Source organism: Bacillus cereus group sp. MYBK139-1, from assembly GCF_051916915.1.
In the GTDB taxonomy this organism is placed as follows: Bacteria; Bacillota; Bacilli; order Bacillales; family Bacillaceae_G; genus Bacillus_A; species Bacillus_A pacificus.
This window is the reverse complement of the sequence record NZ_JBQAHO010000001.1, coordinates 2034376-2058728: the sequence shown is the minus strand read 5'-3', so window position 1 is coordinate 2058728 and position 24353 is coordinate 2034376. Positions and strand designations below refer to the sequence as shown.

The following is a 24353-nucleotide window of genomic DNA, read 5'->3' as shown; positions in this document are numbered from 1 at the left end:
TCTTTTTTTGTATTAAGACTCTGTTGTAACAACATTTCCGTCTGCGTGTGGTGTATCTTCGCCGGTATTGTGTTGTTGCTCTTGTTGTTTCTTAGCTTCTTCTTCAGCTTTTTTTCTAGCTTCTTCTTCAGCTTTTCTCTTAGCTTCTTCTTCAGCTTTTTTCTTAGCTTCTTCTTCAGCTCTTTTTCTAGCTTCCTCATCAGCTTTCTTTTGAGCTTCTTCTTGTTGTTTACGTTGTTGTTCTTGCTGCTGTTGCTCTTGTTGTTTACGCTGCTCTTCCTCAGCTTTTTTCTTAGCTTCTTCTTGTTTTAATTTATCTTCATTAGCCTTTTTCTGAGCTTCCTCATCAGCTTTTTTCTTAGCATCTTCTTCGGCTTTTTTCTTAGCATCTTCTTCAGTTTTCTTCGCATCTGGAGTTCCGCCAGGCGCAGTGAAGGATGCTCCAACTGCTGGGCTTGTTCCAGTACCTTTTTTCGCTACCACAGAGAAGCTGTAAGTAACGCCTGGTTTAATACCACCAAGAGTAGCTGTCGTACCATTTATTGATAAACTACCACTTGAACCGTCAGTCGCTTTATAGCTTGCGGCATACGCATCAACTTCTGCTGGTCCAGACCAGTTTAGTGTAACTGTGCTAGCGCCATCAAAAGTGACATTAAGACCACTAGGTGCATCTACTTTAATTTGTTTCACTGCATCTTTTTTAGCGCCTTTTACGTACAATTCACCATTTAATTCTTGTACAGAAGAAGGGCGTTCGAAACGAGTTTTATCTGTAGCGAATTTACTCATCATTACTTGGAACATTTGCTGTGCAATTCTAGTATAACGATCACTAATGTAGTTTTCTGGGCCATTTTTTTCGTAACCAGTCCATACTGCCATTGTATATTGCGGTGTATATCCAGCGAACCAGCTATCTCTGTTTGCATCAGCTGGTATACCATATTTTTTTATAACGTCTTCATCAAAGTTTTGTGTTCCTGTTTTACCGGCAACATCAACACCTGAAACGTATGCTGTTGGACCAGTACCGCCAGAACCAGGTCTTACTACGTCACGAAGAACGTCAGTAACCATGTAAGCTGTGTAGTCTTGCATCGCACGTTGCTCTTTCGGTTTAAAACTTTTCTTTTTCCCATCTGGGAAGATAACTTCTTTTACGAAGTGCGGTTTATTGTAGTTCCCACCATTACCAAAGGCTGCATATGCACCTGCTACTTGTAATGGTGAACTATCGTTACTACCAATTGCTGTTGATTCAAATGTTTTGCCGTCTTTAAATGTCATACCTAAACCTTCAGCAAACGCTTGTGACTTAGGAAGACCAACCGCTTGGGCTGTTTTTAAAGCTGGGATGTTTAATGACTTTTTCAAAGCTTCACGTAGTGAAACGTCACCTTTGTAACTGTTTGTTGCATTTCGTATTTTTTTACCATTGGAATACGTATACTCTGAGTCATTTAATTGATGGTATGTAGACCATTGTAAATTTTCAATTGCTGGTCCGTAGTCGAAAATTGGTTTCATTGTTGAACCGACTTGGCGTTTTAAATCAGTGGCCATATTATGACCTTTGAAAGTAGACTTACTTTCTTTACGCCCAGCTCCAATTGCACGAACTTCTCCAGATTGTGTATCCATAAATACGAATGATCCTTGGAATTGATCGTTCGGATACTTAATAAGATTGCCATCCATAATTTTTTCAGCATAATCTTGAGCATCTTGATCAAGTGTTGTATGAATCGTCAAACCATCTGAACCAATATTTACATCAGGATATTCTTTTTCAACTTCTTTTACAACCGCATCTAAAAATGCTTGATACTTCATCTCAGTTATTTCGGAAGACGGTTGAAGACCCTCTGTTACTGGGATTTTAACTGCGTTATTCATTTCTTCTTTTGTTATATAACCATGTCGATTCATTAATGACAATACGACATTACGACGATTTGTTGCTCGTTCAACATTTTCCTTTTTGGTTGGATCATAAATGTTTGGACCTTGGGGTAAACCAGCGAGCATAGCAGCTTCATGTAATTGCAAGTCTTTTAAATCTTTACCATAATATTTTTGCGCTGCTGTCGCAATACCATATGAACGGTTACCTAAATTAATCTTATTTAAGTACATTTCTAAAATCTCATGTTTAGAGTATTGTTGCTCTAATTTGTAAGATAGGTACCATTCTTGTACTTTTCTCTTTGCAGTTTTGTCCATCGTTAGAAAATAGTTTTTGACTACTTGTTGTGTAATCGTACTACCACCTTGAGATCCGAAACCTCCAGTGACATTTTCCATAACTGCTTTTGTAGTTCGTTTAAAATCAATTCCATTATGATCATAGAAACGTGAGTCCTCAGTTGCAAGGAATGCATTTTCAACTACTTTTGGAATTTGATCATACGTAACGTGGGTTCGTTTTTCAGCACCGTATTCATAGAAAAAGTTCCCATCTTTATCAAGAAACTTTGTTGATAAAGGATTGACAAGTTTTGATTTGTCTAATTTTGGAGCGTCCTTCACCATAACAAAGAAAACGGAAACGCCAGCTACAAGACCAACGATACCAAGAAGTAGACAACCTATAAGGAATTTTTTAAAAAAGGAGCCTTTTTTCTTTGGTTTTTTCTCTGTATTTGTTTCTTGCTTTTGATTTTTTACATGATTTCGTTCTGTACGAGAACGATAATTATCTGACATTATACTTTCTCCTACCTTTCATTCTCTCCCCAAAAGTCGAAAAAAGAGCCTTAGTGATGACTCTATCACGAAAAATAAACCGTGTCTAGTACACGGATATAATCAATCCGAGGGTGATAACCGCATGATAATAAAGATCCATGCTCTTCTATTTCTTCTTTCGTAATCGATTTTCTTCCACCTGTATTTTGACGATTCCAAAATGCAATAATATGTTTTGCATCTAATAAATAAAGTTCATCAAAAAGTGTAAATTTAATAATAACAAATGCAATTCCATTATGAGCGATTACTTGCTTCATATGCTCAATTTGATGAAGGTGGAAGTTTTGAAGTGGAAAACTCGTTTTATTTTTTGTTTCTTTCGCTTCAAAATCGATGTATTTCCCTTTATATACACCGTTGTAATCTGTTGTAGAAGGTTGTTTAAAATACGCTTCTTTTACCACTGCAGCACTTCGAGCGGGGTAATCTACTTTTACAATTTGAAGAGGTGTAGGTTTTTTATGTACACATGCAATATTATGGGTTAAGTAATATTCATTTGTTTCATTCAATTCCTCTTCAAGGGACATACCTCTGTTACTATAAGTATGTTTTTTAATTGGTGTTTTATGAGGTTGTGAAGCTTGATTGTACCGTTTTCCGTTTGGGTAACGAATGGTCATAGTGTGTCCACTCCCAACTTGCTAAGAATTACTTACAAAGGTGATTATAACAAAAAATGAAAAAAGATGTGACCTTTTTGAAGAAAGGTATGATGACTTATTCATGTTTACATGGAATGATTATGAAAAAATTAAACAATATCGTAAAAATACGGTCTGTACAGAGGAAGAAAAAACAATGGTTTACAACATGAAGGGGGAAATAGAAATAGCTAATATGGACAACATTTCTCGAACGCAGTGTTATCAAGAATATTATGTAAGAAATAGTGAAATTAGGTGGGCTTTTTTAGCGAGTATGGTCTCGAGAAATGCAGGATGGAATATGACTGATTTACAAGGGAGGTATTATGCTACTGTTTTACCTCAAACAGTAAAAAAACATTTGTTTTTGACTTATGAAGAAGCGAATTGGATTATTTTTTTAGATGTATTTCCTCAGCTGTTGTTATATGAAGAAAGTAAGAGGAGGCAGGTGCCACTATTCCATTTGTTACAATATTTTAACGTATCCATTTTTATGGAAAAAGAATGGATATATTTTTGGGAGAAAAAAGATATAAATAGACTTATGACAGCGCTTATTATAAATGAACAAAATAAAATTCAAAAACCAGTTATTGAGAATGCATATTTTAAAAAACATGTATTCCATACAGCACTTTTTAAATTACAAGAAATGCTTCATATTAGTGCCGTTATATTCCCAACCGTTGAAGGGAAGATGTATGGTTTTTCAGTTTATCAATTTGAAACGTTACAGAAGCGTATAGAACTAGGGAAGAAATTAGCAGCGTTACTATTTCATCGGAAGTATAAAAGTTTATTCCATAGGTTTGCATTGCAAACGATACACACAGGATCAAGAGCAGATTATGAATGTTATGTAAGAGAAGCTAGAAAATCTTGTACACCAGCTCTTAGAGAAGTTTATCCTGCTGTTGCACATGCTGAAATAAGTATGAGAGATTGGTTTTGTAGAGATACGGAAATAAATGAACTATTTTTGCCAGAAGAGTATAAGGGTGAAGTTGATATAACAGAATGGTATAAAAGAAAGAGGGAGCAAATCTATATTGCTTCTACCGTAAATCGTTTTGTTAAAAGGATAGATGAGTTCATGATATAATAAAAAAGAAGTCCCGTCTTCATTTATGAAGACGGGACTTCTTAATGTGAAGTAACCCTGCTATGCGTGCTAAACATTTAATCTCAAAACGTAATGAATATAAGAGATTAAGGAAGTTTCACTTTACCCCGCTATTTACCGGGCAGTAAGACCCCACCTAAATTCAGCGAAAGCAAAGAATTTAGGTGGGGATCAACTGCCCGTAAATGCCCGATTGGTTCAACTAATAATCATTGGGGGCACCCCAATGATTAAAGTTTCACTTTATGTAGCAGGGAAGTTTGGACCATCTAACTTTGGATTACCAGTTTCGGGTTTATTTTGTTTGTTTTGTTTTTTCTTTTTTTCGTTTTTGTTCTTTGTCATTTTCATGCACCTCCTTTTTGTATTGTTACCATTTCTATAAATGACATACAAAATGATTTCTTTGACGAATAACAACTAGTTTTGTCATGTGGGCAGGAGTGAAGAATCATTCGGCGAAATTACATGACAAAGGAAAAGCAAAGAAGGAGGCGTTTTGTATATGGCGATGGTTCAGAAGGAAGATGTAATGAAAACGATGGATCAAATGTTAAGTTCTCTCGATTTGCTGGAAATGAATATAGGGATTAGAATGAATCATGCATTAAAGGATAAGAGTGAAAAAATATGCAACAAGATAGAAATAACAGAAATGCATATTGAGCATATGGAAAATAAATTAGTGCATCACGAAGAAAAAGGGAATTGGGTGAAGGCATTTCAAAACGTCGTAGTGAGTGCATAATAAGGTGGGAATAAAATGGTGTATGAAGCGTTAGTACAGTCTTCGGAAAAACTTATGCAGTATAATAATGAAGCAAATGTGAAAAAAAGAGAAATGGTTGAATACGATTTTTATAAGGATATGAAACCGTTTGTAAATATGGTAGATGAAGAATTAGCAGTGTGGAAAGAATTGGCTTATAAATGGATTAAGGAAGAAAAACCGAAGTATATACATGTACAGCAAATTGATCAAGTATACGATAATTTACAAACAAATGTGTTGCAATGCTTTGTAAATAAAGGAAAAGGTAAGCGATTCTTTGAAACGCATCAAGCCATTTCGTATACTTTGCAAAATATAATTGAGCAATGTAAGTAACAAGAGGGGAAACCCTCTTGTTTTTTATGCTTCTGTCATTGTTGTAGGTTTTGTTGCACCGTTTATTTCTAATTCTTTTATTAATGTTCGGTAATCTGAAATACATATTTTTCCTTCGAGATACCAATGTCTCGCAAAGTCTAACAATTCATTTACATTCTCTGTGTAATACCCCTTTTTTTGAGAAAACGCTTGTTTTAAATCCCCTAATACCATGTTGATTCCTCCCCCATGAGAATCTTCTTCTTCACTATCATAGCATGGAAGGGTTTTCTTTTTTAATTTTTTAAAAATTTAAACTTCCGACAAAAATAGACAGATACTCCGTCACACAAATTATTTTACAAGTACATATTATATATGTAGAAACTTATGTGAAGGAGGAGAGAATGCATGTTTCAACAATCTAACGTATATCAGCAATCTAATCCATATACACAGCAAAATATGTACCAATATAATCCGGATACATATTTACGTTATAATATGTATCCTTTCGAGCCTCATTATGGAAATCAAAATTATTACCAGCCATTTGAAGTGTCGTTTATGAATCAACCGCAGCAACCTTATATGAACCAACAACCGCAGCCTTATATGGATCAACAACCGCAACCTTATATGAATTCACAATACTATATGCCACCGCCATCTCCCTATAATCAACAAGCGATGTTCTATCCACCAAAACAACCGTATCCGACGCAAAATAAACAAAAGCAACAGCAACAACCAAGTCAATTTTCTAGTTTCGTTTCCCAATTTAAAAATTCAGATGGTAACTATGATGTAAATAAAATGATGAATACAGCTGGACAAATGATGAATGCGATGAATCAAGTAACAGGCATTGTAAAGCAAGTGGGAGGTTTTTTTGGTAAGTAATTTTGGAGGGTTGGCTATAAAAACATTGTATACGAAATAAAGGACTAGACAAATTTCCTTAGAATAAATGGGTATATATAACAAGCGGCTTAACCTCTTTTCTCATATTGTAAAGTGTAATCAGATTTTCTTTATGAGAGAGGAGAGAAAAAACTATGCATCATTGTCATCCTTGCTTTGGAGGGCATAAGCCTACAGGACCTATTTGTACGACTGCTCCTGTCATTCATCCGACGAAACAATGCGTAACACATTCTTTTTCAACAACGGTGGTGCCACACATTTTCCCAACGCATACAACACATGTACACCATCAACAAATTAAAAACCAAAACTTCTTCCCACAAACAAACTCAAATGTAAATGTTGTAGACCCAATCGATCCAGGGTTCGGCGGATGTGGACCGTGTGGTCATGGACATCATCACCACGGTCATCAAATATCTCCATTTGGACCAGGGCCGAATGTATCACCGTTTGGACCAGGACCTAATGTATCACCATTTTTACCAAACAATGTATCACCAGTTGGACCAAATATTGGACCAAACGTTGGTGGAATATTTAAAAAGTAAATGATATGTTAGAACTAGCGAAATGCTAGTTCTTTTTTTGTAATTGGAGTGTTGATATGAAAGTTATTGCAGTAACAGGATATAAGCCATTTGAACTTGGAATATTTAAAAATGATCATCCAGGAGTAGAATGTATAAAAAAGGCGTTGCGTCGTAAATTAACTGCTTTTGTAGAAGATGGTTTAGAGTGGGTTATAATAAGTGGCCAGTTAGGTGTAGAATTATGGGCTGCTGAAGTTGTTTTTGAAATACAAGTAGAATATCCAGATTTAAAATTAGCGGTATTTACTCCATTTTTAGAACAAGAAGAGGGTTGGAAGGAAGATAACCGTGAATATTACGAGTTTATTCTCTCTCAAGCAGACCATGTTGATAGTATCACGAAACGTAAGTACGAAAGCCCAGAGCAATTTAAATTAAAAAATCAATTTTTTATTGAAAAAAGTGATGCGCTTTTAGCTGTATATGATGAAGAAAAACCAGGGAGTCCTAAATATATTGTAGAAGCAGCAAAGAAAAAAGGAGAAATAGAAAATTATCACAGTTATTTCATTCTTTTTTCCGATTTACAAGATATAATAGAAGAGGAACAGTGGAATAATGCTGAGTAATATGTAATATAGTACTCGTATATATGATTGACAAAAAGCATTGTTTCTGAAAAAATTTAGTTAATGAAAGTTTTGGCAAAAATTTGAGGTGAAGAAAATGATTTCGGATAAAATTAAATTAACAGCGAAAGATATTTTAGAAAAAGAATTTAAAACAGGTATGAGAGGTTATCAACAAGAAGAAGTAGACAAGTTTCTTGATATGATCATTAAAGATTATGAAGCTTTTCACAAGGAATTTGAGCAATTAAAGCAACAAAATGCTCGTTTAAAGCGTGAATTAGAAGAGCAAAAGCTAGCAGCAACGCAAGTTCCACAACAACCTGTACAAACACCAGTTGCGCAACCAGTATATAACAACACGAATACAGACATTTTAAAACGTCTATCGAATTTAGAAAAAGCTGTATTTGGAAGCAAGTTATACGAATAATTTCTGGTGATAAAAAGGTTAAAGCATTTTACATAGAAAAAAACATTGCAAAATCTTTTTGTTTCCACTATACTAATGGATGTCATAACGTTTGGGTAATCGCTGCAACGCCAACGTTGTAGAGGAAAGTCCATGCTCGCACGGCCTGAGATGGCTGTAGTGTTCGTGCCTAGCCAATTCATAAGCTAGGGTATTCTGGCTGTAAGGCTGGTTTAACGGCAGGAAAAAAACCTAAGTCCTTTCGGATATGGTTTGACTACCTTTAAAGTGCCACAGTGACGAAGTCCTTGAAGAAATGATAGGAGTGGAACGAGGTAAACCCCACGAGCGAGAAACCCAAATAATGGTAGGGGAATCTTTTCCAAGGAAATGAACGATGGGAAAGGACAGGTTGTATAACCTGTAGATAGATGATTGCCACCGGAGTACGAGGCGTGGGCCGTTTGCAGTACAAAGGAACAGAACATGGCTTACAGAACGTTATGAACCAACTATGAAATAACTCAGCTCTCCTTTGTTAGAGGAGGGCTTTTTATTTGTATGAAGTCATAAATTATGAGTTAAAATGGTTAATGAGAAAATTCTTCGTAAAATGTAATAATTAATAGGAGAAATGGCTATTAATTATTGTTTGAATATACATAAGAGGTGAATGCAAATGGGAAAAGTTACTTTAATCGCAACAGCGGCAATGGGTATTGAAGCTTTAGTTGCCCGAGAAGTTCGTGATCTAGGTTATGAATGCCAAGTAGAAAACAGCAAAGTAACATTTGAAGCAGATGAAAAGGCGATTTGTCGCACGAATTTATGGTTACGTACTGCAGACCGTGTGAAAATTAAAGTTGGCGAATTTAAAGCGACAACATTTGATGAGCTGTTTGAGAAAACAAAAGCATTAAACTGGGGAGATTATATTCCAGAGAACGGTGAGTTCCCTGTTATCGGTAAATCTTTAAAATCTGAGTTATTTAGTGTTTCGGATTGCCAGCGTATCGTTAAAAAGGCTGTCGTTGAAAAATTAAAAACAACATATAAACGTACAACTTGGTTTGAAGAAGATGGCCCGTTATTCCGTATTGAGATTGCAATGTTAAAAGATATCGCAACACTAACAATTGATGCGAGCGGTGTTGGGCTTCATAAACGTGGATACCGTGTGGATCAAGGGGAAGCTCCTTTAAAAGAAACATTAGCTGCGTCTTTAATTAAATTAACAAATTGGAAGCCGGATCGTCCTTTCGTGGATCCTTTCTGCGGATCAGGTACAATTCCGATTGAAGCAGCATTAATTGGACAAAATATCGCACCAGGATTTAACCGTGGTTTTGCATCGGATGAATGGGGCTGGGTTGGTAAACAAAACTGGCGTGAAGCTCGTCAAGAAGCTGAAGATTTAGCGAACTATGATCAACCATTGCAAATCATTGGATCAGATATTGATCATCGTATGATCCGTGTTGCTCAAGATAATGCAGAAGAAGTAGGTTTAGGCGATTTAATTACATTTAAACAAATGCAGGTAAAAGATTTCACAACAAAAGAGGATTATGGCTATGTTGTAACGAATCCTCCATACGGAGAACGTTTAAGTGAAAAAGCACTTGTTGAACAACTGTATAAAGAAATGGGACAAGTATTCCGTCCATTAGACACGTGGTCGGCGTATGTATTAACAAGTTACGAAGCATTTGAGAAGTGCTACGGAAAAGATGCATCGAAGAAACGTAAACTGTTTAATGGATTTATCCGTACAGATTACTACCAATACTTCGGAAAACGTCCACCTCGTAATTCATAGTATAAAACTCCTTTAGCGCGCATATACTGGCTATTATGTAATGCGTAAAGGAGGAACTGATATGGATAGTTTCCAATTATCAATGATTCAAAAAGCTATTCACCGTACGTATGATGAGCTCGGAAAAGAAGTGGATAGCCAAGGTACGATTGTAGATGAAATACAAAAAGCACAAGAAGAATATTTGTCAGCTCTTTCACATGAAACAGCGATTGATAAACGGTATTTAAAGTCATTAATATAGAAGAAAATTTTCCTTTTTCGAAAGGAAAATTTTTTTTCGTGTATTTCTATGTATTGCAACAGGGGAAAGTGGCTGCGCACATATGAGTAGCAGTTGCTATATCTTTTATAGAAAAACTTTTTGGTTGGAGGCTAAGGATGTTTACTGAGAAGAGATTACCATTTGAAGTAGGGAAACAAGACAATTTTTATGATAAGTTGAATGAGTGGATTGGAGATGTGTTTTACGACATCCTTCCGGAAAAAGGCTTTGAAGAGCGTGATGAACAAATTTTTATGGCGTTTCAATTAGAGCGTGCTTTCCAAGAAAAGAAAGTAATGTTCGCAGAAGCGGGTGTAGGAACCGGGAAAACAATTGTATATCTTCTATATGCAATTTGTTATGCACGTTATACTGGAAAGCCAGCGATTATCGCTTGTGCAGATGAAACATTAATTGAGCAGCTTGTGAAAGAAGAAGGGGACATTGCTAAATTATCTGAGGCATTAGGCTTATCGGTAGATGTAAGACTTGCGAAATCGATGGATAATTATTTATGTTTACGTAAACTTGAAGATGTTATGAGTGGACGAGCTCCAGAAGTAATTGAAGATGTATACTATGAATTACCGCAGTTTGTATTTGACCACGGTACGATGCAAAACTTTACTCACTATGGTGACCGAAAAGAATTTCCGCTTTTAAATGACGAGGAATGGTCAAAAGTAAATTGGGATTACTTCCAAGATTGTTTCACTTGTGATTCTCGTCATCGTTGCGGACAAACTCTATCACGTGAACATTATCGTAAAGCAGCAGATTTAATTATTTGTTCTCAAGATTTCTATATGGATCATATTTGGACGTACGATGCTCGTAAGCGTGAAGGACAAATTCCATTATTACCAGAAAGTAGTTGCGTTGTATTCGATGAAGGACATCTTGTAGAATATGCAGCTCAAAAAGCTTTAACATATCGTTTAAAGCAAACGATGATGGAGCAACTTTTAACGAGATTATTACAAAATGATATTCGCGAGGAGTTTGCACATTTAGTAGAAGAAACAATTTGGCAAACAGAGCGATTCTTTGATGTGTTACAAGAGAATAAAAAGGAAATTGCCGGTTCTGATCGTTTAGAGATTACTGTGACAGAAAAAGTAACTGCCGAAGCGAAGCGACTTTATGCGAAAATTGGTGAAGTTGGTGATGCATTAGTATTTGAAAGTGAAATGCATACAGTAAACACGTATGATTTAAATATCGTTGATGAACATTTAGATGTATTAGAGCACTCGCTGCGTCTATTTATGCACGAGAAAAATGTAATTACATGGGGTGAAGAAGGTGATGGAGCCTTCACGTTAGTAATTATGCCGCGTGCAGTTGAAGAAGTATTACAAGAGAAAGTATTCTCGAAGAAAATCCCGTATATTTTCTCTTCTGCTACATTATCTAACAACGATTCATTCGCATTTACAGCAAATAGCCTAGGGGTAAAAGATTACTTATCATTCTCAGTTGCCTCACCGTTTGATTACGAAGAGCAAATGGCAGTAAACTTACTATCTCATACGAAAGAAAACGAATGGGAAAGAAAGTGTCAATATACACTTGAAAATATACAAAAAACAAATGGACGTACACTTGTATTATTCCGTACAACGCAAGAACTTGCAGCGTTTAAAGAGTATGTAAGTAAAGAACAAATGTCAGTTCCATTCCTATATGAAGGGGACCAAGAAATTAGTCAGCTCGTTTCTCGTTTCCAAAATGAAGAAGAGACTGTACTTTGTGCCGTTCATTTATGGGAAGGTTTAGATATTCCTGGTTCATCATTATCACATGTTATTATTTGGTCATTACCATTCCCTCCAAACGATCCTGTGTTTGAAGCGAAGCGTAAACACGTAAATGACCCATTCTGGGATGTAGATGTACCATATATGATTTTACGTCTTCGTCAAGGGATTGGCCGTTTAATTCGTACGAGCGACGATAAAGGTGCTATATCAATCTTCTTATCTGATACAGAAGATGAGAAAGTGGTAGAAGCGGTGAAAAACGTACTACCAGTAGAAGGTAAAGAATTATAAGGAGAAAGCTTGGCGCTTGCCAAGCTTTTTTTCTATTATAAAAGGAATTTAGATTTTCGTGTCGAATTAAGTTTGAGGTAGAAAAAGGAGGTTTTTATACGATGACAGTAGCTACATATGAAGTGGAAAAACAATTTTTAACATATGTGAAGAAGATACAGAATTATGGAGAAGCATTAAGCTTAATGTTTTGGGACTTGAGAACAGGTGCGCCTAAAAAAGGTGTAGACCAGCGTTCAGAAGTAATTGGCATGCTTTCATCAGAAGTATTTGCCATGTCGACTTCAGATGAGATGGGGAACTATTTAACAGAGCTTGAAGCTTTAATAAGTGAAGACAAACTTTCTGAAACGACGAAGAAAATGGTGGAAGAGTGTCGTAAAGAATATGATAGAAATAAGAAAATTCCACAAGCGGAATACGAAGCGTATGTGAAATTAGAAGCGAAAGCGGAAAGTGTGTGGGAAGAAGCTCGCGAAAAATCTGATTTCGAAATGTTCCGTCCGTATCTAGAACAAATCGTCGAATTTAAAAAGAAGTTCATTACATATTGGGGTTACGAAACATATAAATATAATACATTATTAGATATGTATGAGCCGGGTATTACGGTAGAAGTGTTAGATCACGTATTTGGTCAACTTCGTGAGCGTATCGTTCCGCTCGTAAAAGAAATATCAGAGTCGCAAAAGAGATTAAAGACAAGTGCTTTATCGGAACATTTTTCAAAAGAAAAACAAAAAAACTTTACATTAGAGCTATTAAAGCAATTAAATTATGACTTTGAAGCAGGTCGTCTTGATGAAACCGTACATCCATTCGAGATTACATTAAATAGAGGGGATGTTCGTATTACGACACGCTATGACGAAAAAGATTTCCGTATGGCTGTGTTTGGAACAATTCATGAATGTGGTCATGCTGTATATGAACAAAATATTGCAGAGAAATTTGAAGGTACACCGCTATGTAGTGGAACATCTATGGGTATTCATGAGTCACAATCATTATTCTTTGAGAACTTTATCGGTCGTAATAAATCATTCTGGAAGAAAAATTATGATTTATTAAAAGAGTATAGCGATGGTCAATTCAATGATATATCAGTAGATGAGTTTTATGATGCAATAAATGAATCGAAGCCTTCATTTATTCGCATAGAAGCAGATGAGCTTACATATCCGCTTCACGTTATGGTTCGTTATGAACTTGAGAAAGAGTTATTTGATGGCACATTACAAGTGAAGGATTTACCAGCGGCTTGGAACGATAAGATGGAAGCATATTTAGGGATTCGTCCGGCTAACGATGCACAAGGCGTATTACAAGATGTTCACTGGGCTGGTGGTTCATTTGGATACTTCCCATCTTATGCGCTTGGTTATATGTATGCAGCGCAATTTAAGCAAAGAATGGTAAAAGACATTCCGAACTTTGATGCATTATTAGAAGAAGGAAACGTAACGCCAATTCGTGAATGGTTAACAGAAAACATTCACCAATACGGTAAAACGAAAAAGCCACTTGAAATTTTAGAAGATGTAACAGGTGAAGGATTAAATGCAAATTACTTAGCAGATTATTTAGAAGCGAAGTATAGAGAGATTTATGAGTTATAAAAAAGAGCTGCTTACTTGCAGCTCTGTTTTTAAAGGGGGGAGAAAAATGGATTATACATATACAGTAATGACGCAAGAAGAAGCAGAAGAAATTGCATACAACTGGCATTATGAAGGGAAATATTCCTTTTACGATATAGAGGCAGATGAAGAAGATTTAGCCGAATTTTTACATGATGAGAGTAGGGGGGATCATACCTTTTCTGTGAAGGAAAATGGCACTCTCATTGGTTATTTTACTGTTTGTAAAATAAATGATGGGACGGTTGATATAGGTCTTGGAATGAGTCCTAATATAACTGGAAATGGATTTGGTTTACAGTTCATAAATGCTATACTAGCTTTTAGTAAAGAAAAATATGGATGTAATTATATAACACTATCAGTAGCTACATTTAATAAAAGAGCAATTAAAGTGTATAAAAGGGCAGGGTTTGAAGCAGTTGGAACGTTTATACAGAAAACAAATGGTAGTTGTTTTGAGTTTTTGAAAATGAATTATATATGTGAAAAATAACAAAAAACAGAAGAGGGCTCTTCTGTTTTTTGTAACTTCATTAACTTTCAATTGATAGCATGTGTACAGCTATTTCATGTATGTCTTTCAAACCTGACATTTGAGCGTATTCAGCAACAGTAATACTACTCGTTGTTAGAAGTTCGATAATATGTTCATCCATTCTTGACCAAGTTTTACCGCCAGCGTTGTCATAAGAGTGAATTAACTTTGTTAGTCCATCCTTTCCAAAGAGTAGATAATGCGATGTGAAATCTATAGATACATCACCTATCCCTACTTCTGTCCAATCGATTAAGCCAGTTACCTTATTTTTATTATCAATCAGGATATGACCTGGATGGATATCCCCATGCTTTACTCCTACGTGAGATGGCCAAAAAGAGTCTTCAGCTAGCCATGCTTGCCAACGATCCCATAAGTTTTGATTGATGTGGTATTGTTCCTTCACTCGATTCATCCTTTGTTTCATAGAAGTTCTTAATTCATTAGCGGTAAGAATTTCAACACCTATATTATTAAATTTTTGCTGAGGTAATGAGTGTAAATTCGCTAAAACTTTTCCTAAGGAAATATAGTATTCAGTTGGTACCTCCTTTTCGTTAAAGGTCCATATATAACCTTGTTGTTCTATATCGATAGTAGCGGCAGGAATGCCACTTAGTTGTTTATAAGCAATTAGTTCCGGAGAAAATATAGACCAATCAGGAACTTGGAATTCTGCATGTTTTTTCATGATTTCTAATGCTTCTTTTTCACGTAGAGCATGTCTCATAGATTCTCGTCTACGAGGAATTCGTAGTATCCATTTATCCCCGTTTTGTTCTTTGACGTGTGCTACTTGAAAGTCAACGCCAGATTCATTGATTTCTATTGAATCTTCTAATATATTTAGTCCTTCCTTATTTGCTAATTGTTTCACTTTAAGTGTATTCATTTTGATTTCCTCCAAGTGTTTATTTTGATTTCAATGTTTTCATACGTTTTCTGTTACGAATTGTTTCTAACTACATCCATATGATTAAAGTAGCAAGATATAAGGAAATGTAATCATAAAAAAACCACAGACGGGCTTCTGTCTGTGGTTAAGAGTAAACGAGGATATAATGAAAAAACGTCTCTTTTTGCATCAAAAAATATACGAAAAAAAGACAGATGTATATCTGCCTTTCTTCATATGGAAAGTGTATTCTCCGTTGAAGATTATTAAAAATGTGCAGACTAATCCCGTTTACTCTGCTTTATGAAAACAGAGCCTTTGAACATATTAAGTTACTTATTGTTCAAAGTTTGCTGACGTAGTCTTCCTGCGTGCATCATCTTTAACAATCCTCCTTTTAATAGTATAGTGTTACTATACTTTGTTTATAAGTAAACATCAACAAAAAATACTAGATGTAATATGTAAAAACGAATGAAATAAAAATTTACATTCGGAGAATAGAAGAAATGATGTTAGCTTTTATAATTGGAAGTTTTGGAAGAGGATTTGTGTATTAGTAGCAAATAGTAAGTTTAGCAAGGAAGGTAGAGGTAAGCATGGTTACAATTAAAACAACAAATGAAATAGATTTGATGCACGAATCAGGGAAGTTACTTGCTTCATGTCACAGAGAAATTGCGAAAATAATGAAACCAGGTATTACAACAAAAGAAATTAATACGTTTGTGGAAGCATATTTAGAACAGCATGGTGCAACGTCTGAGCAGAAAGGGTACAACGGATATCCATATGCGATATGTGCATCTGTAAATGATGAAATGTGTCATGCGTTTCCGGCCGATGTTCCTTTAACTGAGGGTGATATTGTAACAATTGACATGGTAGTAAACTTAAATGGTGGTCTTTCAGATTCTGCTTGGACGTATAGAGTTGGAAAAGTTTCTGATGAAGCAGAAAAGCTGTTGTTAGTAGCTGAGAATGCTTTGTATAAAGGCATTGATCAGGCGATAATCGGTAATCATGTAGGAGATATTGGCTATGCAATTGAAAGTTATGTAGCAAGTGAAGGTTTTTCTGTCGCAAGAGACTTTACGGGACATGGAATCGGTAAAGAGATTCATGAAGAACCAGCAATTTTTCATTTTGGGAAGCAAGGACAAGGGCCTGAGTTACAAGAAGGAATGGTAATTACGATTGAGCCGATTGTCAATGTAGGTATGCGATATTCGAAAGTAGATTTAAATGGATGGACTGCGAAAACGATGGACGGGAAATTATCAGCTCAATATGAACATACAATTGCGATTACAAAAGATGGACCAATCATTTTAACGAAGTTATAATTGGGAATGAAAGAGTTTACAAAACGCGAACGAAAATGATGGTTTTATAAAATTTGTCCGTGTTTTGTTAATAAATGCTTTTCAAAGTATAAAAAGTGCGTTATAATCCATCTATAAAATAAATAGTTAGCTACACTCATATAATCGCGGGGATATGGCCTGCAAGTTTCTACCGAAGTACCGTAAATACTTTGACTATGAGTGAGGACGAATATATTTGCTTGTTTAGCATTCTTTTTTGCGAAAACTCCAAAAGCGCGTCTCTCACTTGTAACGAGTGGTAGCGGCTTTTGGAGTTTTTTTATTGCATAAGAGGGGGAACAAACATGAAAGTATTACAAGAAAAGATTTTGAACGAAGGAAAGGTTTTATCTGGTGACGTATTAAAGGTAGATGCTTTTTTAAATCATCAAATTGATCCAGTACTTATGCAAGAAATCGGAAAAGAATTTGCTAAACGTTTTAAAGAAGAGAACATTACAAAAATCGTGACGATTGAATCTTCAGGCATTGCACCAGCGGTTATGGCTGCATTAGAACTTGGTGTAAAAGTAATCTTTGCTAGAAAGCGTAAATCGTTAACGTTACAAGATAATATGTATGTTGCAAACGTATATTCATTTACGAAACAAGAAACAAATGAAATTTCATTATCTCGAAATCATATCGATGAAAGTGATCGCGTTTTAATTATTGATGACTTTTTAGCGAACGGTCAGGCTGCTTTAGGTTTAATGAGTTTAGTCGAGCAAGCAGGAGCAAGTATTGCTGGAATTGGGATTGTTATTGAAAAGGCATTTCAAGATGGAGGAAAGAAGCTTCGTGAACAAGGAGTTCGTGTTGAATCACTAGCAGAAATTGCATCACTTGATAATAACGCAGTTACATTTGTACAGCAAGAAACTGCGGAGGTGAAATAAACGATGAAGCAACATCCATTTAAAATCGCATCACTTGGTATGCAGCATATGCTTGCAATGTATGCTGGTGCAATTATCGTTCCGCTTATTGTGGGCGGCGGACTTGGTTTAAATCAAAAAGAGTTAACATATTTAGTCTCAATTGATTTATTAATGTGCGGCGTTGCGACAATTTTACAAGCGTTATCAAATCGCTTTTTCGGTATTGGACTTCCAGTTGTACTTGGTTGTACATTTACAGCGGTTGGCCCGATGATTGCAATCGGGAAACAATACGGCGTATCCTCTATTTATGGAGCGATTATTGCTGCGGGGTTATTCGTTGTTATTTTTGCGAAATTATTTGGAAAGCTTGTAAAGCTGTTTCCCCCTGTTGTAACAGGATCTGTCGTTACCGTAATTGGAGTTACACTTGTTCCAGCAGCAATTAATGATATGGCTGGTGGAGTAGGAAGTAAAGATTTTGGTAGTCTTGAAAATTTAGCATTAGCATTTGGTGTTTTACTATTTATTATCATTATGTATCGTTTCTTTGACGGATTTATTCGTTCAATCTCTATTTTACTAGGTCTATTGTTCGGTACAATCGTTGCAGCATTTATGGGGAAAGTAAGCTTGCAAGCGGTTGGAGAAGCGGATTGGTTCCATGGTATTCAGCCATTTTACTTCGGTACACCAACATTTGAATTAACGCCAATTATTACGATGATTCTCGTTGCTTGCGTAGGGATTGTAGAAGCGACAGGTGTTTACTTTGCATTATCTGATATTTGCAATAAAAAGATTGGTGAAAAAGAATTAACAAAAGGGTATCGTGCAGAAGGATTAGCGATGGTGTTAGGTGGTATTTTCAACGCCTTCCCATATACAACATACTCTCAAAATGTAGGGCTTGTTCAATTAACTGGAGTAAGAAATCGCGTGATTATTTACACTTGTGGTGGTATGTTAATCGTTCTTGGGTTCATTCCAAAAATCGCAGCTATTACAACAATCATTCCGAAATCAGTACTTGGCGGTGCGATGTTAGCGATGTTCGGTATGGTAATGGCATATGGTATTAAAATGTTAAGTAGCGTTGATTTTGGAAGACAAGAAAACTTATTAATCGTTGCATGTTCAGTCGGAATCGGACTAGGAGTTACTGTCGTTCCTACATTATTCTCACAACTTCCAGAAAGTATTCGTATTTTAACAGATAACGGAATCGTACTTGGAAGTGCGTCAGCAGTCCTTTTAAATATCGTATTTAATATGGTGCCACAGCGTAAAGTGAAAGTAAAGGATGAACCAGTTCCGATACAAAGTGCGGTAAGAGAAGCGTAAAATTGATAAAAGGTTCAAATCGCATGCGATTTGAACCTTTTATTTTTGTGTTGCTTACGAGACCTTGCTTTTCTTTTTAAGTGGCATCATTTTCCCATACGTACCAAGGCGCCATATATACTCAAGTGGCCCGTATTGGTAACGTGACAGCCACCAGCGGCTAATAAAGATTTGCAGCGTGTAGAAACCGATACAAAATAGTGGTCCTACCCATAATGGAGCAAGATAATCATTTTTGAACAATATTCCGAATACAAGCAACGTAACAATTGTATGCGAGATATAATTTGTTAATGCCATTCGACCAACGTACTGGAACGGACGTAATATCTTTTGCCATTTTTCTTTTTGTAATAAACGCATGAGCGTGAAAATGTAGAATATGAATAATGTCTTTCCGCTTATCATCGTAATACCCATAAGTGAAAATGGTGTGTATGGTTGATTGTTCATAAAGAAGTAAACCATAATAAACCACATCGGCAATGTTAAAACAAACATAATAATTTGCCATTTCTTTAGTTTTGGATCTAATTCTTTGGCACGGCGGAAAATATCTTTTTTACCGGCATATAATCCGAGTAAAAACAATCCTAGTGTTTCAGGAAGCATAATAAGACTGTTACTTATTGCTTCAGAATAGAAAGAATAGAATCTGTCTGTAATTTGTAAGCCCCAGTTTTCTAACGGCATAATGGCTATGGAAAGGCCTAGTTCATCTACCGGCACTAATAACATGACAAGAGAACCTAATAATGTGAACAATTGCATGAAACTTAATAGTACAATTGACCATATTAAAATAGTACGTGGCTTTCTTTTGTAAAATAAAAATAAGAAAAACCCGGTAATTGCATAAGTATGTAAAATGTCTCCGTCCCATAAAAGAACGTAATGTAAGAAACCAAATAATAATAAAATAAGTAAGCGACGAACAAATAAAGTTTTTGGTCGATCTGTTTTCGCTTCAGCACGAGTCATAAAAATATAAAATCCTAGGCCGAATAAAAACGAAAAGATAGTATAAAACTTTGTTTGAATAAACATATCGTAAAATAGGCGAATGTAGCTGTCTATCCCTTCGTAAATTCCTGTAATATCACGTGAGTCAACTCCAGCAATAACAGGCCAGTTCACAAGAAAAATACCTAATACAGCTATTCCTCTAATAATATCGATGGAGTGAATCCTCTCGCCTTGTGAAATATTTTGTGTCATTATTTTCCTCCTTGTTAAGTAATTCCCTTTTATTATACAAAATGTAAGATGGAGGGTATAGGGTGGATTTCCATTTTTTTTAACTATTAAGTTATGTAAGATGAGATATAATAAGAGTGCACAACAAGTTTTCCCTTTTTTCAAAACAGGCAGTGAAGCTCCTTCTTATAAGGGGCTTTCTTTATGAAAAAGTGTTGATAATGATTCTCTTTAATGATAAAATGTATTCAAAAGTGATAATCATTATCAAAAAAAGGTTGGTGCATGAGTATGGTATATGCATTAGTAGCAGGTACAGTCGCTGTATATGCAGTTATTGCAAAGTATGTTTTAAATGGAGTAGGAACAGCAAAATGAGTGATATTACATAAAATCTCTTTCATTTGTAAAAAGAATGAAAGGGATTTTTTATTTTTAATGAGAATATGCTGAAAATTTAGTATGATAGTAAAGTGAAACGATAATCAATGAGGGAATGTATCTCCTGTTGATTATGTGCTCGCAAATAGCGGGGAAAAGTATATACATCTTGGATAAAGGGGAACAAGGGGATGACAAACATAGTACAGACAAACGGTATGAAAAAACTTGTTTGTTTTTATGAAGAGTGGCAAAAACACGGCGATGCAGAGAATAGCTTAAAGTTGTTTGAAGTAATTCAAAAATATAAACGAGAGCAGCTTATGATAGCATTCTGCGGTCACTTCTCAGCAGGGAAATCAACGATGATGAATCATCTATATAAAGCGCAGTTGTTACCGACAAGTCCAATTCCGACAAGCGCTAACGTCGTTAAAATTGAAAAGGGATTTGATCGTGTTGTTGTAACGATTAAATCTGGAGAGCAGTACGAATATGACGGTGCATATTCAGCAGAAGAATTAAAACAAATTTGTAAAGATGGCGATGAGGTAATTGGTGTTCATATTTATCGGAATGATGCTCCAATTCCTGAAGGTGTTATGCTAGTTGATACACCAGGGATTGATTCAACAGATGATGCTCATCAACTAGCGACAGAATCAACGCTGCATCTAGCAGACGTAATTTTTTATATGATGGATTATAATCACGTCCAATCGGAAGTGAATTTACAATTTGTTAAAGAATTGAAACAACGTAATAAAACGGTTTATCTCGTTGTAAATCAAATAGATAAACATAAAGAAAATGAATTATCGTTTGCGGATTATAAAGATAGTGTAAAACAATCGTTCTCTAACTGGGATATTGAAGTAGATGGCGTTTATTATACTTCATTACGAATGATGAACCATCCACATAATGAAATTGGAAGCTTAGAAACATTAATTACTTCTATTATGAAAGAAAAAGAGCAGTATGTAAGAGATGGAATGGAGCGAGAAACAGAATATTTAATGGGGGAACATTTCTCGTTTATTCTTTCTGAAAATGAAAAATCTCTTTTGAAATATGAGGAAGAGTTAGCATCACCGCTTTCCATTTCAGAAATAGTTGAAAAGAAAGAAGAGCTAACGGAAATGAAACATCGCGAGGCTAATAAAGAGTCTCAAATGAGAAATGAATTTATAAAAGGCTTACAAGCTATATTAGATAACGCGTATTTAATGCCATTTGAAATGAGAGAATTGGCAAATGCGTACTTAGAAACGAAATTAACAAAATTTAAAGTTGGTTTGCTATTTGCGAAAGGAAAGACTGAGCAAGAAAAACAGAGACGTTTAGATGCTTTTTATGCTGCTTTGCAAAAGACTGTCGAAACGCAACTTGATTTTCATGTAAAAGAATTTATTGTTGCCTTCTTAAAAGAAGAAGGGTTGTTTACAGAAGAGATTGGGAAAGACATATATGCTTTAGAAATTGCTTTTGGACCAGAAATGTTAGCGGAAGTAATTAAACAAGGTGCAGGTTTCACAGGTGATTACTTACTTCTTTATACAGCGGATGTAGCGAATGAATTAAAGAAACGTTATTTTACAAAAGCACAGCAGATTTTTGATAAAAGTGCAGTCGTTTTAAAGCAAAAGGTGAAAGAAGCAGTTGATCGTATTGAAGAAGAGATTGAAACATATACGATGTTGCAAACGGCAAAAGAAACACAATTGCAATACAGTAACAAATTGGAGACATATGAAAGTTATATACAAAATGTTTGGCATGAGCGTGTTGCTACACCAGAAGGGTTGCAAATAGAAGAGATATTACAAAGTAAAAAACAAATTGTAAGTGAGAAATTCACACTACAAGAGCAGGAAGTTGTAAATGATAACGTAGCGGCTCATGAGGAAGAGATAAAAGGAACGGCAGCTTTAAATATTCAGCGTATATTAGAGAAAGTGAAGAAAGCTGAAACGATATTAGAGCCATTGCCAGCGTTAAAACATGTACAGCAAGAGGTAATAGAAAAAAGGCGCCGTGTGGAAACGAAACAATTTACAGTAGCGTTATTCGGAGCTTTTAGTGCTGGGAAATCATCATTTGCCAATGCATTGCTTGGTGAGAAAGTACTTCCTGTGTCACCAAATCCGACGACGGCAACGATCAATCAAATTTTACCAGTTACTGAGGAAAAACCACACGGAACAGTAATGGTTCAATTTAAATCAAAGCAAGCCTTATTAGAAGATATGAAAGCTGTTTATAAACTGTTTCATTATGAAATTACTACGTTAGATGAAGCGTTAGCACAGATTGATAAAGTTATGAAATACCCTTCACCAACTGGAAAGCAAAAAACAACATTTAGCTTTTTACGAGCGGTACAAAAAGGGTATGATACGGTTTCTGCGCATTTAGGTGAGCAAGTACAAGTTACATTAGATGAATTTTCTGATTATGTAGCGAATGAAGAAAAATCTTGTTTTGTTGAGTACATGGAGCTTTATTATGATTGTGCATTAACAAGGCAAGGGGTAGCGCTTGTAGACACACCTGGAGCAGATTCTATTAACGCCCGCCACACAGACGTTGCGTTCCAGTATATTAAAAACGCAGATGCTATTTTATTTGTCACGTATTATAATCACGTGTTCTCTCGTGCCGACCGTGAATTTTTAATTCAGCTTGGTCGTGTAAAGGATACTTTTGCTCTTGATAAAATGTTTTTCTTAATTAATGCGGCTGATTTAGCAGAGTCTGAAGAAGAACTTGAAATGGTAAAAGGTTATATCGCAGACCAGCTACTGCAATACGGTATTAGAAGTCCACGTTTATTTGCAATTTCAAGTTTATGTGCGCTTGAAGAGAAACAAGGAAAAAATATTGAAAAAGAGAAGTACGGTATTTTACAAAACTCTGGGATTGCTAAATTCGAGGAATCATTTACATCCTTTATGATGAGAGATTTAATGCTCGTATCTGTTCATGCTTTATATGGTGCATTGCAAGGGGCAGATCAGCTGTTAGTAAATATGATAAATGGTGCAAAGCAGGGGAATGAAGAGAAAGAGAAGCAAACGAAAAAATATGAAGCAGAGCGTGATCAACTACTTCATATTATTTCATCATATAGTGTGCTTGCTGAAGAACAGGCGATGCAAAATGAAGTGAAAGAATTGCTTTATTACGTGCAACAACGTCTATTCCTACGCTATAACGATGTGTTTACTGAATTTATTAATCCAGCATCGCTTCGAACGGATGGAAATGTGAAAGTGCAGTTGCAGCAGTGTGTTATGGAATTAGTAGCATTTATTCAGCATGATTTATTGCAAGAAATGCGTGCGACATCATTACGCCTTGAAAGATGGATAGATGAAGCGATGAAGCGTGCAAAGAATGAAATTGTGGTGAACTGTAAAGTAGAAAATGAATCAATTTCTATGAATGGAACAGTGGAATATGAATATAAAGATATTACACATAAAGAACCGTTCCCTTCAGTTGAAATAAAAGATTTCAAAAAAGCATTGGCACACTTTAAAAACGAGAAAAGCTTTTTTGAAAAGAATGACAAAGCCTTTATGCAAGAAGACGCTAAATCTGTATTAGAACCTCTCGTATCAAACTATGTAGCTGATGAAAAAGATTTATTTGTTCATCATTATAAGCAAGAGTGGGATTTGAAATGGAACTTATTCCAAAAAGTGATGCAGCAAGATGTGATGAATTATTATGAAAGTGTATTATTTGCATTGGCTGAAACAATTGATGTATCACTATATGAACAAAGTAAAGAACAATTGCAAAAGCAATTAGTAGAGATTGAAAAAGAAATGTATGTGATGTAG

The 24353-nt window shown here is 35.6% G+C and carries 22 protein-coding genes, 1 other RNA gene and 1 riboswitch; of the genes, 17 read left to right on the top strand and 6 right to left on the bottom strand.

Annotated features, from left to right (window positions below; translation table 11 throughout):
- Positions 1-12 precede the first annotated feature (12 nt).
- Entirely contained in the window at positions 13-2709 is a 2697-nt protein-coding gene (locus ACTFRS_RS10480; RefSeq protein WP_431084805.1) for a PBP1A family penicillin-binding protein, read from the bottom strand.
- A 65-nt stretch (positions 2710-2774) separates the two neighbouring features.
- Positions 2775-3377 carry a Holliday junction resolvase RecU gene (recU, locus tag ACTFRS_RS10475; RefSeq protein WP_000155592.1) on the bottom strand — a complete coding sequence of 201 codons (603 nt, stop codon included), beginning with the start codon at positions 3375-3377 and terminating at the stop codon, positions 2775-2777.
- A 103-nt stretch (positions 3378-3480) separates the two neighbouring features.
- Between recU and ACTFRS_RS10470 the strand changes: the two genes are divergently transcribed.
- Entirely contained in the window at positions 3481-4506 is a 1026-nt protein-coding gene (locus ACTFRS_RS10470) for a DUF2515 domain-containing protein (RefSeq protein ID WP_439194479.1), read from the top strand.
- Positions 4507-4770: 264 nt separating this feature from the next.
- On the opposite strand, the gene ACTFRS_RS10465 is transcribed toward ACTFRS_RS10470, so the two are convergent.
- On the bottom strand, positions 4771-4947 hold the full coding sequence (locus tag ACTFRS_RS10465; protein WP_002020884.1) for a hypothetical protein: 177 nt from the start codon (positions 4945-4947) through the stop codon (positions 4771-4773).
- Between the two features lie 85 nt (positions 4948-5032).
- Between ACTFRS_RS10465 and ACTFRS_RS10460 the strand changes: the two genes are divergently transcribed.
- Complete coding sequence (locus ACTFRS_RS10460) at positions 5033-5275, top strand: hypothetical protein (RefSeq protein WP_001252039.1); 243 nt, start codon at positions 5033-5035, stop codon at positions 5273-5275.
- Positions 5276-5290: 15 nt separating this feature from the next.
- Positions 5291-5635 (top strand): YppE family protein, encoded by a 345-nt coding sequence (locus ACTFRS_RS10455; protein ID WP_098670494.1) that lies wholly within the window; start codon positions 5291-5293, stop codon positions 5633-5635.
- 24 nt (positions 5636-5659) lie between these two features.
- On the opposite strand, the gene ACTFRS_RS10450 is transcribed toward ACTFRS_RS10455, so the two are convergent.
- The gene (locus ACTFRS_RS10450; protein WP_000242661.1) at positions 5660-5851 is read right to left on the bottom strand and encodes a YppF family protein; all 192 of its coding nucleotides are present in this window, start codon (positions 5849-5851) and stop codon (positions 5660-5662) included.
- A 177-nt stretch (positions 5852-6028) separates the two neighbouring features.
- Between ACTFRS_RS10450 and ACTFRS_RS10445 the strand changes: the two genes are divergently transcribed.
- The 10 genes from ACTFRS_RS10445 (at position 6029) to ACTFRS_RS10400 (ending at position 14392) form a co-directional block, all read left to right on the top strand.
- Positions 6029-6520, top strand: coding sequence for a YppG family protein (locus tag ACTFRS_RS10445; RefSeq protein ID WP_139868037.1), 492 nt, complete (start codon positions 6029-6031; stop codon positions 6518-6520).
- Positions 6521-6675: 155 nt separating this feature from the next.
- Positions 6676-7095, top strand: coding sequence for a CotD family spore coat protein (locus ACTFRS_RS10440; RefSeq protein WP_000546263.1), 420 nt, complete (start codon positions 6676-6678; stop codon positions 7093-7095).
- A 56-nt stretch (positions 7096-7151) separates the two neighbouring features.
- Complete coding sequence (locus tag ACTFRS_RS10435) at positions 7152-7706, top strand: DUF1273 domain-containing protein (protein ID WP_000862921.1); 555 nt, start codon at positions 7152-7154, stop codon at positions 7704-7706.
- A gap of 97 nt (positions 7707-7803) precedes the next feature.
- Positions 7804-8139, top strand: a complete 336-nt coding sequence (gene gpsB, locus ACTFRS_RS10430; protein WP_000622429.1) for a cell division regulator GpsB — start codon at positions 7804-7806, stop codon at positions 8137-8139.
- An 87-nt stretch (positions 8140-8226) separates the two neighbouring features.
- An RNA gene (gene rnpB / locus ACTFRS_RS10425) (RNase P RNA component class B) lies at positions 8227-8617 on the top strand.
- 180 nt (positions 8618-8797) lie between these two features.
- The gene (locus ACTFRS_RS10420; RefSeq protein ID WP_000521234.1) at positions 8798-9937 is read left to right on the top strand and encodes a THUMP domain-containing class I SAM-dependent RNA methyltransferase; all 1140 of its coding nucleotides are present in this window, start codon (positions 8798-8800) and stop codon (positions 9935-9937) included.
- A 61-nt stretch (positions 9938-9998) separates the two neighbouring features.
- On the top strand, positions 9999-10181 hold the full coding sequence (locus ACTFRS_RS10415) for a DUF3921 family protein (protein WP_076873277.1): 183 nt from the start codon (positions 9999-10001) through the stop codon (positions 10179-10181).
- Positions 10182-10318: 137 nt separating this feature from the next.
- Positions 10319-12256: an ATP-dependent DNA helicase gene (locus tag ACTFRS_RS10410; RefSeq protein ID WP_000493699.1), complete on the top strand. Its 1938-nt coding sequence runs from the start codon at positions 10319-10321 to the stop codon at positions 12254-12256.
- A 101-nt stretch (positions 12257-12357) separates the two neighbouring features.
- The gene (gene ypwA / locus ACTFRS_RS10405; RefSeq protein ID WP_000215091.1) at positions 12358-13875 is read left to right on the top strand and encodes a carboxypeptidase; all 1518 of its coding nucleotides are present in this window, start codon (positions 12358-12360) and stop codon (positions 13873-13875) included.
- A gap of 46 nt (positions 13876-13921) precedes the next feature.
- Positions 13922-14392, top strand: coding sequence for a GNAT family N-acetyltransferase (locus ACTFRS_RS10400; RefSeq protein ID WP_440023638.1), 471 nt, complete (start codon positions 13922-13924; stop codon positions 14390-14392).
- A 40-nt stretch (positions 14393-14432) separates the two neighbouring features.
- Here the strand turns inward: ACTFRS_RS10400 and mphL are convergent, their stop codons facing one another.
- Positions 14433-15329, bottom strand: a complete 897-nt coding sequence (mphL, locus tag ACTFRS_RS10395; RefSeq protein WP_440023640.1) for a macrolide 2'-phosphotransferase MphL — start codon at positions 15327-15329, stop codon at positions 14433-14435.
- Between the two features lie 602 nt (positions 15330-15931).
- Between mphL and ACTFRS_RS10390 the strand changes: the two genes are divergently transcribed.
- From ACTFRS_RS10390 to pbuX, 3 genes are all read left to right on the top strand, one after another.
- Entirely contained in the window at positions 15932-16678 is a 747-nt protein-coding gene (locus tag ACTFRS_RS10390; RefSeq protein ID WP_440023642.1) for a type I methionyl aminopeptidase, read from the top strand.
- Positions 16679-16794: 116 nt separating this feature from the next.
- A riboswitch (purine riboswitch) is annotated at positions 16795-16896 on the top strand.
- A 108-nt stretch (positions 16897-17004) separates the two neighbouring features.
- Entirely contained in the window at positions 17005-17598 is a 594-nt protein-coding gene (locus ACTFRS_RS10385) for a xanthine phosphoribosyltransferase (protein WP_139868027.1), read from the top strand.
- Positions 17599-17601: 3 nt separating this feature from the next.
- Complete coding sequence (gene pbuX, locus ACTFRS_RS10380; protein ID WP_000809226.1) at positions 17602-18924, top strand: xanthine permease PbuX; 1323 nt, start codon at positions 17602-17604, stop codon at positions 18922-18924.
- Positions 18925-18978: 54 nt separating this feature from the next.
- Here pbuX and ACTFRS_RS10375 read toward each other — a convergent pair whose 3' ends face one another.
- Positions 18979-20142 (bottom strand): DUF418 domain-containing protein, encoded by a 1164-nt coding sequence (locus tag ACTFRS_RS10375; RefSeq protein WP_139868024.1) that lies wholly within the window; start codon positions 20140-20142, stop codon positions 18979-18981.
- A gap of 551 nt (positions 20143-20693) precedes the next feature.
- Between ACTFRS_RS10375 and ACTFRS_RS10370 the strand changes: the two genes are divergently transcribed.
- A complete protein-coding gene (locus ACTFRS_RS10370; protein WP_439194481.1) occupies positions 20694-24353 on the top strand; it encodes a dynamin family protein in 3660 nt (1219 codons plus the stop codon).

Excerpts from the sequence above, each read along its gene's own strand:
- ACTFRS_RS10480 (WP_431084805.1), bottom strand. The coding sequence starts at position 2,709 with ATGTCAGATAATTATCGTTCTCGTACAGAACGAAATCATGTAAAAAAT.
- recU (WP_000155592.1), bottom strand. The coding sequence starts at position 3,377 with ATGACCATTCGTTACCCAAACGGAAAACGGTACAATCAAGCTTCACAA.
- ACTFRS_RS10470 (WP_439194479.1), top strand. The coding sequence starts at position 3,481 with ATGTTTACATGGAATGATTATGAAAAAATTAAACAATATCGTAAAAAT.
- ACTFRS_RS10460 (WP_001252039.1), top strand. The coding sequence starts at position 5,033 with ATGGCGATGGTTCAGAAGGAAGATGTAATGAAAACGATGGATCAAATG.
- ACTFRS_RS10455 (WP_098670494.1), top strand. The coding sequence starts at position 5,291 with ATGGTGTATGAAGCGTTAGTACAGTCTTCGGAAAAACTTATGCAGTAT.
- ACTFRS_RS10450 (WP_000242661.1), bottom strand. The coding sequence starts at position 5,851 with ATGGTATTAGGGGATTTAAAACAAGCGTTTTCTCAAAAAAAGGGGTAT.
- ACTFRS_RS10445 (WP_139868037.1), top strand. The coding sequence starts at position 6,029 with ATGTTTCAACAATCTAACGTATATCAGCAATCTAATCCATATACACAG.
- ACTFRS_RS10440 (WP_000546263.1), top strand. The coding sequence starts at position 6,676 with ATGCATCATTGTCATCCTTGCTTTGGAGGGCATAAGCCTACAGGACCT.
- ACTFRS_RS10435 (WP_000862921.1), top strand. The coding sequence starts at position 7,152 with ATGAAAGTTATTGCAGTAACAGGATATAAGCCATTTGAACTTGGAATA.
- gpsB (WP_000622429.1), top strand. The coding sequence starts at position 7,804 with ATGATTTCGGATAAAATTAAATTAACAGCGAAAGATATTTTAGAAAAA.
- ACTFRS_RS10420 (WP_000521234.1), top strand. The coding sequence starts at position 8,798 with ATGGGAAAAGTTACTTTAATCGCAACAGCGGCAATGGGTATTGAAGCT.
- ACTFRS_RS10415 (WP_076873277.1), top strand. The coding sequence starts at position 9,999 with ATGGATAGTTTCCAATTATCAATGATTCAAAAAGCTATTCACCGTACG.
- ACTFRS_RS10410 (WP_000493699.1), top strand. The coding sequence starts at position 10,319 with ATGTTTACTGAGAAGAGATTACCATTTGAAGTAGGGAAACAAGACAAT.
- ypwA (WP_000215091.1), top strand. The coding sequence starts at position 12,358 with ATGACAGTAGCTACATATGAAGTGGAAAAACAATTTTTAACATATGTG.
- ACTFRS_RS10400 (WP_440023638.1), top strand. The coding sequence starts at position 13,922 with ATGGATTATACATATACAGTAATGACGCAAGAAGAAGCAGAAGAAATT.
- mphL (WP_440023640.1), bottom strand. The coding sequence starts at position 15,329 with ATGAATACACTTAAAGTGAAACAATTAGCAAATAAGGAAGGACTAAAT.
- ACTFRS_RS10390 (WP_440023642.1), top strand. The coding sequence starts at position 15,932 with ATGGTTACAATTAAAACAACAAATGAAATAGATTTGATGCACGAATCA.
- ACTFRS_RS10385 (WP_139868027.1), top strand. The coding sequence starts at position 17,005 with ATGAAAGTATTACAAGAAAAGATTTTGAACGAAGGAAAGGTTTTATCT.
- pbuX (WP_000809226.1), top strand. The coding sequence starts at position 17,602 with ATGAAGCAACATCCATTTAAAATCGCATCACTTGGTATGCAGCATATG.
- ACTFRS_RS10375 (WP_139868024.1), bottom strand. The coding sequence starts at position 20,142 with ATGACACAAAATATTTCACAAGGCGAGAGGATTCACTCCATCGATATT.
- ACTFRS_RS10370 (WP_439194481.1), top strand. The coding sequence starts at position 20,694 with ATGACAAACATAGTACAGACAAACGGTATGAAAAAACTTGTTTGTTTT.